The organism is Paenibacillus hexagrammi, assembly GCF_021513275.1.
In the GTDB taxonomy this organism is placed as follows: domain Bacteria; phylum Bacillota; class Bacilli; order Paenibacillales; family NBRC-103111; genus Paenibacillus_E; species Paenibacillus_E hexagrammi.
The window spans coordinates 943,709-958,389 of record NZ_CP090978.1 but is presented as its reverse complement, the minus strand read 5'-3'; the positions used below and the strand labels follow the sequence as shown (position 1 = coordinate 958,389).

The 14,681-nt window shown below is 48.1% G+C and carries 13 protein-coding genes, 1 pseudogene and 1 riboswitch; of the genes and pseudogenes, 6 read left to right on the top strand and 8 right to left on the bottom strand.

Annotated features, from left to right (window positions below; genetic code table 11):
* The first annotated feature begins 22 nt into the window (after nucleotides 1-22).
* Both L0M14_RS04345 and L0M14_RS04340 read left to right on the top strand, forming a co-directional pair.
* Nucleotides 23-621: pseudogene (locus tag L0M14_RS04345) on the top strand (response regulator).
* A 114-nt stretch (nucleotides 622-735) separates the two neighbouring features.
* Complete coding sequence (locus L0M14_RS04340) at nucleotides 736-1,350, top strand: YcnI family copper-binding membrane protein (protein ID WP_235122812.1); 615 nt, start codon at nucleotides 736-738, stop codon at nucleotides 1,348-1,350.
* Nucleotides 1,351-1,455: 105 nt separating this feature from the next.
* On the opposite strand, the gene L0M14_RS04335 is transcribed toward L0M14_RS04340, so the two are convergent.
* From L0M14_RS04335 to L0M14_RS04315, 5 genes are all read right to left on the bottom strand, one after another.
* On the bottom strand, nucleotides 1,456-1,719 hold the full coding sequence (locus L0M14_RS04335) for a YciI family protein (RefSeq protein ID WP_235121004.1): 264 nt from the start codon (nucleotides 1,717-1,719) through the stop codon (nucleotides 1,456-1,458).
* A gap of 3 nt (nucleotides 1,720-1,722) precedes the next feature.
* Nucleotides 1,723-2,211, bottom strand: coding sequence for a dihydrofolate reductase (locus L0M14_RS04330; protein ID WP_235121003.1), 489 nt, complete (start codon nucleotides 2,209-2,211; stop codon nucleotides 1,723-1,725).
* Between the two features lie 32 nt (nucleotides 2,212-2,243).
* Nucleotides 2,244-3,176 (bottom strand): thymidylate synthase, encoded by a 933-nt coding sequence (locus tag L0M14_RS04325; RefSeq protein WP_235122811.1) that lies wholly within the window; start codon nucleotides 3,174-3,176, stop codon nucleotides 2,244-2,246.
* 134 nt (nucleotides 3,177-3,310) lie between these two features.
* Complete coding sequence (locus L0M14_RS04320; RefSeq protein WP_235121002.1) at nucleotides 3,311-3,592, bottom strand: chemotaxis protein CheW; 282 nt, start codon at nucleotides 3,590-3,592, stop codon at nucleotides 3,311-3,313.
* Nucleotides 3,570-3,914 (bottom strand): hypothetical protein, encoded by a 345-nt coding sequence (locus L0M14_RS04315; protein ID WP_235121001.1) that lies wholly within the window; start codon nucleotides 3,912-3,914, stop codon nucleotides 3,570-3,572. Before L0M14_RS04315 ends, L0M14_RS04320 begins: the two co-directional genes overlap by 23 nt.
* Nucleotides 3,915-3,975: 61 nt before the next feature.
* Between L0M14_RS04315 and L0M14_RS04310 the strand changes: the two genes are divergently transcribed.
* Nucleotides 3,976-4,722 (top strand): LacI family DNA-binding transcriptional regulator, encoded by a 747-nt coding sequence (locus tag L0M14_RS04310; protein ID WP_235121000.1) that lies wholly within the window; start codon nucleotides 3,976-3,978, stop codon nucleotides 4,720-4,722.
* Nucleotides 4,719-4,991, top strand: a complete 273-nt coding sequence (locus L0M14_RS04305; protein WP_350340490.1) for a substrate-binding domain-containing protein — start codon at nucleotides 4,719-4,721, stop codon at nucleotides 4,989-4,991. The genes L0M14_RS04310 and L0M14_RS04305 overlap by 4 nt, the downstream gene beginning before the upstream one ends.
* Before the next feature lie 70 nt (nucleotides 4,992-5,061).
* Here L0M14_RS04305 and L0M14_RS04300 read toward each other — a convergent pair whose 3' ends face one another.
* Nucleotides 5,062-8,166, bottom strand: a complete 3,105-nt coding sequence (locus L0M14_RS04300) for an alpha-amylase family glycosyl hydrolase (RefSeq protein ID WP_235120999.1) — start codon at nucleotides 8,164-8,166, stop codon at nucleotides 5,062-5,064.
* Between the two features lie 310 nt (nucleotides 8,167-8,476).
* Between L0M14_RS04300 and L0M14_RS04295 the strand changes: the two genes are divergently transcribed.
* Together L0M14_RS04295 and queF are read left to right on the top strand one after the other, a co-directional pair.
* A complete protein-coding gene (locus L0M14_RS04295; protein ID WP_235120998.1) occupies nucleotides 8,477-9,727 on the top strand; it encodes an MFS transporter in 1,251 nt (416 codons plus the stop codon).
* A 63-nt stretch (nucleotides 9,728-9,790) separates the two neighbouring features.
* Nucleotides 9,791-9,834: riboswitch (PreQ1 riboswitch) on the top strand.
* Between the two features lie 11 nt (nucleotides 9,835-9,845).
* A complete protein-coding gene (gene queF / locus L0M14_RS04290; RefSeq protein WP_235120997.1) occupies nucleotides 9,846-10,346 on the top strand; it encodes a preQ(1) synthase in 501 nt (166 codons plus the stop codon).
* Between the two features lie 48 nt (nucleotides 10,347-10,394).
* Here queF and L0M14_RS04285 read toward each other — a convergent pair whose 3' ends face one another.
* On the bottom strand, nucleotides 10,395-12,431 hold the full coding sequence (locus L0M14_RS04285; protein WP_235120996.1) for a molybdopterin oxidoreductase family protein: 2,037 nt from the start codon (nucleotides 12,429-12,431) through the stop codon (nucleotides 10,395-10,397).
* Between the two features lie 107 nt (nucleotides 12,432-12,538).
* The gene (locus tag L0M14_RS04280; RefSeq protein WP_235120995.1) at nucleotides 12,539-14,671 is read right to left on the bottom strand and encodes an RCC1 domain-containing protein; all 2,133 of its coding nucleotides are present in this window, start codon (nucleotides 14,669-14,671) and stop codon (nucleotides 12,539-12,541) included.
* Nucleotides 14,672-14,681 lie beyond the last annotated feature (10 nt).

Genomic DNA, 14,681 nt, shown 5'->3' with positions numbered 1-14,681 from the left:
TGCTCGCAAAGCCGTACGAAGCATGCTGGAAGAGGACTCCCGCTTCTATATCGTGGGCGAAGCTGACAGCGGCGAAGAAGCCATTCTTCTTTGCGAAGAGGTCAGGCCCGATGTCGTGTTGATGGACATTCATATGGCACCTGTCAACGGGCTGGAGGCTACCCGGCGCATCAAGCAGTTACATCGCCACATTCGGGTGGTGATGCTGACCGTATCCGACGATGTCGCCGACCTCTTCACCGCTTTGCAATTCGGCGCCCAAGGCTATCTGCTGAAGAACATGGACCCCGATGAGTGGCTGACCTACCTCTGCGCGCTGCTCGATGAGAATTCCGATGTGGCCCGGCAAATGGCGGACAAGCTGTTTCATCGCTTCCGTTCCCCTCTCCTTCTGCGGCAGACGGTCCTCATCCGGGCATGTTAACCTCCAGAGAGCAGGAAATTGCGGCCTATGTGGCGGCTGGGGACAACAACCGGCAGATTGCCGAGAAGCTGCTAATTTCCGAGCATACGGTGAAAAATCATATGAAAAACATTTTGGATAAGCTTCAGCTAGAAAACCGAGTTCAACTGACTGCCTTTGCCGTAAAATTCGGACTGACACGAAACAGACAAAAGTAGCAGTGAAAATAGCCCACTCGAGTCATACTGCTTTGCTTGATTTTCAGGTAACATGGACATCATGAAAAGTAGATGAATTTTGAAAGGGGTTATACCGAAGTGTTAAGAAAAATTATGCTCCAACTCTCCGTTCTACTCGTTTGCTCCGTTCTGCTGGCCGGAATCGCCAGCGCGCATGTGGTCGTATACCCGACTACTTCCACACAGGGCACTTATGAAAAATTCACTGTACGCGTTCCGACTGAGAAGGATGTACCGACTACCAAGATTGAGGTTAAATTTCCAGTAGATTCCGTGTCCATCTCACGTTTTGAGCCTAAAGCCGGCTGGAAATACGAAATCGCTAAGGATGAATCCGGTAAAATCACAGGTGTAACCTGGACAGCTACCGGCGAAGGGTTATCCAAGACTGAATTCGGCGAGTTTAACATGCAGGGTAAAGTGGCTGATAACGCTACACAAATTATTTGGAAAGCTTACCAGACCTATCAAGATGGAAGCGTTGTTGAATGGGTCGGTGCGGCAGGCTCAGATAAGCCCGCATCCGTAACTACGGTGAATGCTAAGCCAGCCGGCGCAGCCGCTGATGCCCATAGCCACTCCGCTGATGCAGGAGCAGAACAGGCAGCAGCAGGTTCCTCCTCCAATACTTCCTTCTACCTATCCATTGCAGCAGTCGTGCTTGGCGCGCTATCGTTGATCGTATCTCTGATTAGAAAACGCGCGTAACGATTGGAAATTGAACGTGATTGCTTACATGTATGTAAAAGAAGAAGCCCTGAAAGCTCCATTTTCGGAGTCATCAGGGCTTCTTTTCTATGACGGTTACTGTTACTAGCTAATCACAATATCCCATTCATGCACTTGGCAATCACGGGCTCCTAACTTAACAAAAGGATCTTCAGCGGCCAGCTGCTTCGCTTCTTCTAAACTCTCCGCCTTGTAGATCACAAGGCCTCCCCAGCCGTCCACGAATCGTCCGTTGGCGAATATTTTCCCTTCGCTTCTGCGCTGTTCCAAGTACTCGAGATGGGCCGGTCGATGCTCCTTGCTCAGCTCCTCATCCTTCATAGGCAGCAGGACTGCGAAATACTTCATCGTTTACGCCTTCTTTCTCTCATAGATTCGGAAATAGTACTCGTAGGGATTTTTCTCGTTGCGCTCTCCTTGCTCCTCGGACACAAGGCTCCACTCCGACAAATCGAACTCCGTGAAATAGGAATCCGCTTCAAACTCATGATTGATGTAGGTGATGTACATCCGATCTGCGTCTGCAAGCAGCAAGCGAAAAATTTCTGCGCCCCCGATGACGTACAGGTCCTCATCCTTCCACTGTTCCTTCACTTCTTGAACGGTGTGCACGATGGCGCAGCCTTCAGCTTGAAACTCTCGGTTTTGCGTGAGAATCACGTTCTTGCGGCCAGGCAGCGGCTTGCCAATGGACTCGTAGGTTTTGCGACCCATCAAGATGGTATGGCCCATCGTAACACGTTTGAAAAATTGCAGATCTGCAGGTAAATGCCAAGGAAGCTTATTGTCTTTTCCGATGGCGCCGTTGCGGTCCATGGCGAAGATAAATGAAAGACTCATTACAATTCCCCCTGTTGTCCGAAATTCAATATTTACACAGCAACCGGCGCTTTGATCGACGGATGCGGATCATAGCCAATCAGCTCCATATCGCTAACCTCAAAATCAAACATAGAGGCGACTTGCTCATTTAGCTTGAGCGTTGGCAGCTCCCGCGGCTCGCGTCCAAGCTGTGTCTGTATTTGCTCCAAATGATTGGTGTAAATGTGCGCGTCTCCTATGGTATGCACAAAATCCCCTACAGCCAGTCCACATTCATGCGCAATCAAATGAGTCAGGAGCGCGTAGCTGGCAATATTGAAAGGAATACCCAGGAAGGTATCTCCGCTGCGCTGATACAATTGGCAGGAGAGCTTGCCTTCTGCTACATAAAATTGAAACAGCGTATGGCACGGCGGCAGCGCCATAGTCGGAACGTCCTCCGGATTCCAGGCCGATACGATAATCCGCCGCGAATCCGGGTTCGTCTTGATCGTGTGGATAGCATCCTTCAGCTGATCGATCGTACCGCCTTGAGCCGTCGTCCAGTCTCTCCACTGCTTGCCGTACACGTTCCCAAGCTCGCCGTATTGCTTTGCAAACTCCTCATCATCCAGCACCCGCTGCTTGAAGCTATCCATCTGCTGCTCATACTGCCGCGCGAACTCTTCATCCTGCTGCGAGCGAAGACCGAAGTTACTCATATCCGGTCCTTGATAATCAGTGCTTTCTACCCAGCGCTTGAACGCCCATTCATTCCAAATGTTATTATTATGCTGCAGCAGATACCGAATATTGGTATCTCCCTTAATAAACCATAGCAGCTCACTGGCAATAAGCCGGAACGGTACCCGTTTGGTCGTCACAAGCGGAAACCCTTTCGACAAGTCAAATCTCATCTGCCTGCCAAAAACCGAGAGCGTCCCTGTTCCTGTCCGGTCTTCCTTGCGTGTGCCGTTATCTAGAATGTCTTGCAGTAATTCCATATATGCTTTCAAGAAACATAACCTCCGCCCCTCATAATCACAACTATCATTATAATCAGGAAAGCAGACCGGGGAAAGCCGAAGTTTTTGCTGCCGTGATCGCTGTGTTTGACATGCTGTCGTAATTACATCTCTTACCTAGCCACCAATTGTTTTTGTGCCTGAATGGCGTAGCTGTTCAGAATCAGCAGTACCGAGCCGTCACCCAGTATCGAAGCACAGGAGAGGAAATTCAAATGGCGGAAGCAAGCATCCAGCGGTTTAATGACCACTTCCTGCTGGCCGATCAATGCGTCTACCTTCAAGCTGATGCCGCTCTTCAGGATGACCATATAGGCTTGGTCGATTCCTTCAGCTGATTCATTACTAGATGCAGTCTCTTTCAGACAATCGCTAAGCTCTACGATCGGATACATCTGCTCCTTCAGCAGCATGGGAGCTCGATATCAAAATTCTGCCCTGCAAATGATCAATCGCGTTGCGCACAAGGTAAATGAGCGGGTCGGACAGGGCTTCTACAAGCGTTTTATCGATAGTGCTATCGTCACCTGAAATGTCGATGCGTACCATTTTGCCGGATTGTCTTGCAAGATCCCTAACAAATCGGTTGAATTTGGAAATTACAGCCGACACCGGAAGCATCCGAATTTCTACGATCGAATCCTGAAGCTCTTTGGCAATTCTGTCGGGTACGGCGTATTTCTCTTTAATTATACTATCTACGAACCTAGACAGCATACGCAGTTTTTAAGGAATGTGGTAGAATAGGAGAAGTTCATGAGAAACGGAGATATGCTTTATGAAAGTAACGATTAATGATATTGCCAAAGCGGCCGGCGTTGCCAAATCAACCGTATCTAAGGTGCTCAACGACGCGCCGAGCATATCGCTTGCAACAAAGCGTCGTGTCCGGCAGGTAATGAGCGATATGAACTATACCCCCAGCAGCATTGCCACACAGCTTGCCCGCAAGAGCAGCTTTAATATCGGACTTCTCGTCGATATGTCCAGAAGGGACGACTTTCTCAATCAGTTCTTTTACAATATCATTGGCGGTGTTGAAAGCGTCATCGGACCTCAAGGGTACGAGCTGACACTGTGTAATATGAACAATCATGATCATGAGCTTCTTATGAACAGGTTTGTTCTCAATAAGAGGGTGGACGGCTTCATTCTGGATACGTCCCTGCTTACCCCACAGCTGGCGGAGTCCTTTAATCAAGTGCAATTCCCTTTCTTGGCGATAGGTGAGCTTCCTGGCTACAGCGAAATGAGCTGGGTGGATATCGACAACCATAAAGGCGCCGAGCTTCTTACCGAGCATCTGATCTTTCAAGGCTACCGGCGGATCGCCTTTCTCGGTGGAGAGTCCGGTGAACCAATATGGAGCAATCGGATCTCGGGGTATAAAAAGGCTCTCTTGAATCACAGCATGTCGGTCGTGGACAGCTATATGCAGCCCGGATACTCCAATGTGGAAACCGGCTGCAAGCTGATGCAGGACTTGCTGGAGCTTCCTCCCCGCCCGATGCCGTTGTATGCATGAACAACTACACCGCCTTCGGCGCACTCAAAGCGATTCATGCCAGAGGCGTTCAAGTGCCGCAGCAGGTCGGACTTGCGACTTTCGATCAATACCCGCTTGCCCCGTACACATCGCCTCCGCTTACATCTTTGAACATCGATACGTTCGAGCTAGGCGTTGCGGCCGCAACTATGTTGATGCAGCGCATTCACGGCATGGAGCATAAGTGTGAGAACCGGCTTATGCTTCCTCAGCTGACCATTCGTGAATCTACACGAAGAAAAAGATAAGGTTATAAACATACAGCCACTCTGCATTCAGCTGCTTCAAGCTGATGAGAGTGGCTGATTTTATTATTTATTATTGATCCTTCCAGCGCTGAACGGTAATGGTAACCGTCTGTGCGCCACCGCTTGTAGTAAGCGAGCGGTTGGCAATATCACTGCCGTTTGCATTGGTCTCTACGGAAGTCCATGCACCCTTGGTAAATTTATATTGCATAGCAGTTCCTGCAGAAATCGGAAGTGTAATGCTGAAGGTCCCATCCGTATTCTTGGTCAGCTTGTAAGATGGGTCTGCGGCGTTCCAGCTATTAAGTGACCCTGCCAAATAAATGGAAGCACCGGATGGAGTATTGGCTGGAACTGTCACCTTAAACGTCACACTATCCGGCTGCGGAACTCCCGATTGAACAGTTCCATTAATGAGTGTGGATGTACCGGTGTTAAAATGATAATTTTGACCGTTGTTGTTATCCCAGGTATTGCTGCCGTTATTGAACGCAGCCGTCAGGCCTGCAGCCGTGCCTACATCTATCGTCAGCTTGCTGTAGCCCGGATATTCGGAGGATTGCATGGCAACCCCTGGTGATGTCGTCCATGTAGATGCTCCATCAATTTTGTAGTGCATGTAAGGCGTTGTGAATCCTGTTTTGTAATAAACCGTCACGGTTTGGCCAGCAGGCGCTTCCGGTGTCGTCACCTGTACGGCTTGGCTTTGCGCCGACTTGTTGCCGGCAGCATCGTATGCGCTAACCGTGTAAGTGTATGTCGTGTTCGGCTGAAGCGCTGTATCGGTGTAACTCACTCCAGTGGAGGAAGCAACCTTGACTCCGTCTCGGTATACATCATAGCCGGTAACGCCCACATTGTCCGTAGCTGCTGTCCAGGATAGCGCAGCTGATGTAGAGGACCCAGCTGCTGCAGTCAAACCGGCAGGCACAGTAGGAGCCTGTGTATCCTGTCCGGCAGGAGCGCCAGGTGTTATGGTTCCCGCTTGGAAGGTCGATACACCGGAAGGGAACATGTAGTTATTGCTGTTATTGTTATCCCATGTGCCGCTGCCGTTATTGAATACGGCTTCCAATTGAGTGGCGGCGCCCAGGGAGATCGTGATTTTGTTATAGCCGCTGATTTCAGCTGCGGGCATCAGTACACCTGGTGCTGTCGTCCATGTACCGCCTACAGGACGGTAGTGTATATAAGGTGTCGTAAATCCTTGCTTATAATAGATAGTGGCGCTATTCCCCTGAGGAGTTGTAACCAAGGCAGCGGCGCTAAGAGCGGAAGCGTTGCCTGCGGCATCCAATGCCTTCACTGTGTAGGAATAAGTAGTGTTTGGCTGAACTCCTGTACTGTCCGTATAAGAGGTTGCAGCAGTAGTAGCCACCTTGGTGCCGTCACGGTACACTTCGTAACCTGTCACACCAACGTTATCTGTGGATGCCGTCCAGCTTACTTGCACGGAACCGGCAGAAGGTGCTTGCGCCGCAACACCTGTAGGTGTGCTCGGTGGTTGCGTATCATTGCTTACGATTGGAGGCGCATAGATCTTGGAAGAGTTCCCATCGATCGTCACGGTAATTTGTTTGCCTGTTACTCCGCCGCTCTGTACAGTAACTGTGTCGTTCAAATTCAATTGATTCTTAAGGACAGTGCCTACCGTTAGCGAGCTTTCCACGCGCAAAGGTATCGTCTGGGTTTGCGTACTGCCGGCATTACTAAACACGCCAATTACTTCTTGCCCCTGGTTAGAGCCGGAATCAATGCGGCGGGACATTGCGTATAAGTTAGCGGAAGCCCACATTTCACGCTGCTTGCCGGTGCGAAGCGCTGCGTAACTTTGGCGGATTTGATTTAATTTTGCTACAAATTGGTACGTATTCGTATTTTCATTAAAATAGTTTTCCAGCACATTCCCGCTGCTGTCGCGTTTGATCATACTCCAACGGTTCCAAGTATCTGCAATGCCGCCAGTCATAATTTGTCCGTTGCCGTTTCCTTTGTTCTGTTCGGTCCCTTGGAAGACGACCGGTACTCCGCGAGCGGTAAAGATGAAGGCCAAAGCATTTTGCAGCTTTTGCACATTGCCTCCCGCTTCTGTAAGGAATCTGTTGCGGTCGTGGTTATCGATGAAGGTAACCATGTGATTCTCGCTGCCGTTATAACGGTAGTCTTGAGCAAATGTATTTTTCAAGTTCGCTTCAAAGGATTGTCCATAGGCGAAGCTGTTCAATACGGAGAAGAATAATGGGAAGTCCAGCATCCCCCATTCTCCATTACTGCCTACCCATCGGGAGACAAATTCAGCGTTACCATCGAAGTTCTCCCCAAAGCTATTAATACCTACATACTGCTCCAGCTCATGAATGACAGACGGACGAATCAACTTAGCCGCATCAACGCGGGCCGCATCGGCTCCCGTATAATCGAACCAATATTTGATCGAATCGAAAATCGCTTGTTTCGCAGCCGGGTTGTCGTGATCAATATCGTCCAAACCGCCAAGATCATGATTTTCCAAATAATCCTGCGCAGCTTGCGTGTAGTTGCCGTCAATGGAGCTAAAGTTAATATCTCCATTATGGTGATACCAGGCTGGGTTGTTGAATGGTGCAGCAGGCTGCAGGTCAGCACGATCATAATAATTGTTAGAACCAAGCAAGAAGTCGCCTACATGATTTGGAACAACGTCGATAATGACTTTAATTCCTTGCTCATGTGCTTTGTCCACCAGCTCTTTGAGCTTTTCTTTCGTACCGAAGTACGGATTGGCTTTATTAGGATCCTTGACGTTGTAGCCATGATAAGCAGTATTCTTACCAGTGCCGTTGTTATCGCGGTTGGTCATCTGGGGCTCGGCAACAGGAGAAATCCAAATTGCAGTATAGCCCATGTTTTTAATATAGGATAATTTATCAATAACTCCTTGCCAGTCTCCGCCCTTCATGTAACGGAAATCTTCGTCTGAGGTTTCGCCGTAACGAATGGCGCTTCCTGTTGCATTATTAGAGGGGTCTCCATCATTAAACCGGTCGACCATAATTTGATAAATCGTATCATTTTCATCAAAGCCCAGCTTGGCGGCCTGACTCTTACCCGAGAATGATACCATCCCCCCTAAAACGATCGTAAAGCAAAGCAGCAAAGTGAACCATTTTGGAAATCGAACTAAAGACTTGTTCATACGAACCTCCTTCATATATACTTGCTAGATTGCTAGATTACTAGATTTCATCGCAAATGCTAGGAATTCACCATCCTTTCCACACTAAAGTGCAAACGTTTCCACAAATAGGACTGTTTCTCTACCGGTTGTCAAGACTGATCGTGCAGAATGCAGCTATCGGAGGAAACAACGTCATACCTGAATGCGGAAACCGGTTTCCATTCCTTATTTTACCACTAATATTCTCTAAACGTCAATTGCTATTCTGACTCGCTGCTTATATAATCACTTGAGATTTATACTCTTTTTTACCGTGGAGGCTTAGCTGATGGAACCTGTGCAAGCTGCTTTGTCCAACAAAAAGAACTACTTGTATTTGCTCCTTGTTGTCTTTGTCGGTTTCCTTGTTTTCGGTTTTTCTGAGAATATCAAGGGTCCCGCTATTCCAAAGATTCAACAGGATTTCAAGCTTGATGAGTTTCAGATCGGCACATTGCTCTCATTTAATTCATTAGGCTACTTGCTTGCCTGCAGTTTTACCGGAATTCTCAGCCGTAAATTAGGGTTAAAGCTAACGTGCTTGCTTGCATTCGGCTCTATGGTGTTATCAGGAGTTTTGATCGCCTACTCCTCTCATTTTCTCAGCTTCAGTGCATCCTATTTCTTCATGTATATCGGCAATGGCATGCTGGAAATCGCACTAGCGATACTAGGCGCCAAAATTTTTATAAAAAACACAGGGATGATGATGAATCTATCTCATTTTTTCTACGGACTAAGCTCAATCGCAGCGCCTATTCTCGCTTCCGTACTTATGGGGGCTCCTTGGCAGGGGGATGTGCTCGGGTGGCGCGGAATGTACGTATTCATGCTTGCCCTATCGCTTCTGCCCATGATTCCTTCCCTATTAGCACGATTTCCGGTCGAGGAAACGGACAGTCATGAACAGGCTTCCTTACGTACCTTTGTACGTGATCCGATAGCTTGGTTGATCGTCGTCATCTTATCCTTCGGTGTCATATCCGAGCTCTCCATCGGCAGTTGGCTGGTCAATTTTCTGGAAAAAGCGTATCAATGGGACTTACCAAAAGCATCCGGGATGCTGTCTTTATTCTTCCTCTGCTTCACTTTTGCCAGGCTGGTACTTGGATCACTGACGGATAAAATCGGCTTTATTCTTTCGCTTGTATGGTTTTCAGCCTTCTCTGGCCTATGCTCTTTAGTGGCTATCGCAGCCGGGCCGTCAGGCGCCTTCCTATTCGCGCTTGCCGGAGTCGGTATCGCACCGATCTACCCGACAGTCATGGCTGTTCTCGCAAAGCGATACCGCAAGAACAGCGATATGGCGATCACCTTTACCGTTACCATGATGGGAATCGCTAGCGTGGTCGGCAATTTCCTTGTTGGAGCTATTACGGATGGCTTCAGAACCTATTTTACCAGCGTATACAGTGGAGAAACGGGCCTAGTCATCGGACTACAAGCCGGCTATGTGTTCATCGGTTCATGCGCACTCTTTTGCTCAATCGTCAGCTTCTATCTCTATAGGCGGTTGAAGCGGCAAGATGACCTCCTATAAATTCCAATCTTAAATGGATTAATGCAATTCCACTCCAGCTGTGATATAGTTCGATAGTAAACGATTAAAGAGGTTCGTAAACTCCCTCTATAAAAAACTATTGAAAAGGTGAAATGACATGACGGCAGGAAGAAGCAGCGAAGAATTAAAAGACATTACACTTCTCGGTAACCAAGGCACCAAGTATTTGTTTGATTACACGCCCGGTGTACTCGAAACCTTTGATAACAAGCATCCGAATCGGGCTTATTTCGTAAAGTTTAATTGTCCTGAATTCACAACCTTGTGTCCCATGACCGGACAGCCGGACTTTGCCACCTTGTACATCTCCTATATTCCGAATGTAAAAATGGTGGAGAGCAAGTCGCTCAAGCTGTATCTGTTTAGCTTCCGGAACCACGGCGATTTTCACGAAGATTGTGTGAATATTATTATGAATGATTTGATTGATCTCATGGACCCTTGGTACATTGAAGTATGGGGCAAATTCACACCTCGCGGTGGAATTTCCATCGATCCTTACTGTAACTACGGGAAGCCTGGCACGAAATATGAAGCTATGGCTGAGCATCGATTGATGAGTCATGATATGTATCCGGAGAAAGTAGATAATCGATAAAATAGGTAAAAGCGAAGCGGAGCCATTGCGGCTCCGCTTCTTTTATGTTCACTTCTTCTCCACGCTAACACGGCCCGAGAAGAAAGTCGCCCCACCGCCCATATCGGCAATCCGGTCCGGCGTCAGCGCATTGACCAAAGGATTTCCATCTGCAGAATCGGAATCGGCCCAAAGCCCTTGGCTAACTACCACTCCTGGCAGCACATCCTCGCCGACCATTGCTACTAGCACGCACTCCCCGCGTTCATTCCATACTCTCACAGGGGCTCCAGTCTCAATGCCCAGAGGACTCGCGTCGTCCTTATGCATATACAGCTTGGGGGCCTTTTCCATCCGAACATGCTTACCGTTATTGGAGAATGTCGAGTTCAGGAAGTTATGATTCGGCGCAGGAACGAACAAGAACGGCAGCTCGCCATCCTTCGGCAGCGGCACATAAGTTGGCAGTGGAGCGTAGCCTCTACTTGCCATCAAAGACGAGTACAGCTCGATCTTGCCGCTGGGTGTCCGCAGTTTGCCCGGAAATAACGGCTTCACGGCCGCTTTCAGGAACTGTTTTTCGGCAAGCTGCTCATATGTTATTCCTTGGATGAACGGATTCGCCGAATGGTCAAGTGTCTGCCGGATCATCTCCTCCTCGCTATCCTGCAGCGCTTGTTCCTCATACCCCATTGCTTCCGCAAGTAAGCGGAACACTTCCACATTCGATTTGCTCTCGCCGTAAGGGGCAATAACCGGCTGCTGGATTTGCATATAATGATGCCAATAGGATCGGTACAGGTCCGTGTTTTCGAAGGATGAAGTAGCGGGCAGCACGATATCCGCATACTGTGCCGTCTCTGTTAGAAACAGGTCATGTACAACCGTAAACAGATCTTCGCGCGCCAGTCCCTCTCTAACTTTATTCGCATGCGGAGCTACTAAAGCAGGATTGGAATTATACACATATAAAGATCGTATCGGCGGATCGAGCTCGAGTAATGCACCGCCAAGCAAATTCATATTAATGCGGCGAGTATCCTGCGTGAGCAGGTCCGGCCTTTGAAGCGCAGCCGTGTTCGTATCCAGGTAGGAGCCGTTTCCTTTAATGGCCCCTCCTCCCTTCTGGAGCCAAGCTCCCGTCAGAGCAGGCAAGCAAGCAATGGTACGTACGCACATACCGCCATTATCGTGATGCTGCGGTCCATTTCCAATTCGAATAAACGACGGCGAGGCTTGACCATACAGCCTTGCCAGACGATACATATCTTCTGCAGGGACACCTGTGATTGCTGATACGCTTTCAGGGTCATATTGACGCACATGTTCCTCGAGTTCCTCCGCTCCTACGGTATACTGCTCAAGGAATGCCCGATCTACCATATTCTCGGCAAATAAAATATGCATGATGCCCAGCGCCAGCGCCGCGTCCGTGCCGGGCAGCACCGGAATAAACCAATCCGCCCAGCGACCGGTCTGATTCTTGTGAACATCTATCACGATAATCGTGGCACCGTTCTTCCGCGCCTTCTCAGCCAGCACGACTTGATGCATGTTCGTGCTGACGGCATTAATTCCCCACATGATGATCAGCTTGGAGTGAACTGTCTCCTCCGGGTCGATTCCGTAGCTGCCGCCCATCGTATAGCTATAGCCTTCCGTCCCCGCTGATTGACAGATAGTGTACAGCAAACGGCTTGCTCCCATTCGATGGAAAAATCTGCGGTCCATACCTTCTGTGCCAATACGGCCCATATTACCGTAAAAGCTGTAAGGGAGAATAGCTTCTGCTCCAAATTCCTTGATTAAGTTTTTCCAATTGAAAGTGATGGTGTTAATTGCCTCATCCCAGCTAATCTTTTCGAATCGGTTCTCACCTTTTTTGCCTATTCTCTTTAACGGATGAGTGAGGCGCTTCGGGTCATAGATTCGTTCGGTCATATTTCTAACTTTATTGCAGATAGCTCCCTGTGTAACCGGATGATTCGGGTCGCCTTCGATTTTAACAATTTTACCTTCTGATTTATGGACAAGCAGCCCGCATTGATCCGGGCAATCTAGTGAACATACGGATGGAAATATTCCGTCTTGCCGTTGCATGGACATCGCCTGTTCCTTCTCCTTTCGCCAAACAAATAAAGAGAGTGCAGAATCGATTCGATTTTGCACTCTCTATTGTAACGAATTGCCGTTGCATCTAGCAATGAAACCTTTTAGGAGGAATGAATTGACAAGGGTTGAATCAATTGGAGTAATTCCTCGACATCATCACGCAGAAACTGTCCGTCGTCGGTAATATCTACGGATTGCCCGTTAATGATTGCTGCTGTGTCATCTATACTCCATCTATGCATATCCGGATTCAGCCACTTATACAGCTGAAGCCGATAAGCATCCGGGTTATCTCGATCTGAGTCTTCAAGCATTATTTCCGTCATTCCAATCTCATGATCCGTGCTATCCACGGCATATACAGCAATTTTTACGGCACCGGCGGGTACCGATGTGTTTGCATCGATTTGAAGCATATGATTGGTTTTATCAACTTCACTTATGGCTGAGCCTATCTTCGATCCTAAGAAATCCTTCCAATAAACGGCATATTTTAAAATATCCGACTCATCCTCGAGAGGGGTCCACGTGATAGTTCCTCTTACCTGGTTGGCATCAAGATCCATATCGAAGAAGGATAGCTCTTGTACAGCAGGCTCCGCAGGATCTGACGCTCCATCTCCACTGCCCTCGTCAGTGGCCGCATCAATCAGCGGTATCACCAATCCTGTATCGCAGTAAGAGGAACGGCAGATCAGAGAGTAACTGCTATCAGACTGTACAAACAATCGGATAGACTCTGCTCCGGATGGAACAACTTTATCACTAATATTGATAAAAGGAGCAATCTCACTTGTGCCAATTTCCCCCAATGAATTACCGTTATGATCTATAAATACCGCCTGGTATATAGCGCTGTCCAGTGGATAAATGGGCATATTCCATGAAAGTGTACCTGCAATGTAACCCATCTCTTCATTAGAATCCGTGAACTGCAGATTGCTAGGAATCCAGTTAGCTGTAACAGTTAACTCTATATCGGATGTAGGCGCAGATACGACCATAACCTCATCTTCATTCGTCATTGAATAGTATGTGTTATAAGAATTATCGATTTGAAGTGTGTGATCACCTGGCAGAACATGCGGAAAATGAAATTGTCCATACTCGTCCGTATAAGCATATAACCCACCATAGACTGAGCTGCTTAACGTCATTTTCACATTCCCCATTGGCAAATTGGTTCCTTGTATCATCGCTGTTCCCGAAATCTCTGAAGACTGATCGACAAGTTCAAAAGCAGCTAAAGGTTTGATCGCTTGATAGGGATAGTCGTCATCCACACCGTCTTCGTCTTCATCCACATAATTATTCAAGGTGTAGTCGTCCTTCTCATCAAGATCTGCATCGTGAATGGTCTGTTTGGGAAGACCAAGCTGCCATTTTCTGTTATTGCCGAAAGAAAGCAGCACTCCGTCGGATCTGATAGCGAATGAACTTGAATTCCCTGCTCCAATTGCAGTAATATCCGTTAAGGACGAATCCAGCTCAACAGGAGTAAAGACCTGATAAACATTGGCATCATAAGCAGAAGAATAATGAAGCAGCTCTCCATAGCTGTCCGTTCCCATTCCCCACACATGATGATCGTCTGTCAGCACTAGTGTATGCTGATCTCCGGAGACAATGTTGAGAACATGTTTATCCCGGAAGGTTTCAATTTCGATCGGAGTGGAGACCGGTGCCTCGCCATGCACATAATCTACATAATCGCCATTACCTAATTGACCATCTGTATTGCCTCCCCAACCGTATACGGCACCCGAAACCGTATAAAAGGCGCTGTCCGAAGCGGAATTCGTATAAATATGTTGAACAACATGATCATTGATACCGGGACCTGCAATTTGAACGGCATAGTTGACAGATTTATTATAATCATTGTCCCCCTGACCCAGCTTGCCGAAATAATTGTGGCCCCAAGTATACACTTTCCCATCATCCGTTAAAGCGATGGAGAAAGACTGACCGGCTGCAACCTCAACTACATCTTCTAAAGGTGTACTGTCCTGAAGCTTCACTTGCACGGCCTTGGCTTGGTTCGAAGACATGGCATTTCCTAATTGCCCGCTAGTCCCCGCTCCCCATGACCACACAGTCCCGTCACTTCGTAGTGCCAGCGTGTGATAATCGCCGACCGCAATCTTCGTAATACTGGCAAGTGGTGTATTCGTTTCCGAGCTGATCACCTGCACAGGAGCGTATCTCTCATAGGTTGTGCCATCGCCCAGCATAGAGCTGAAG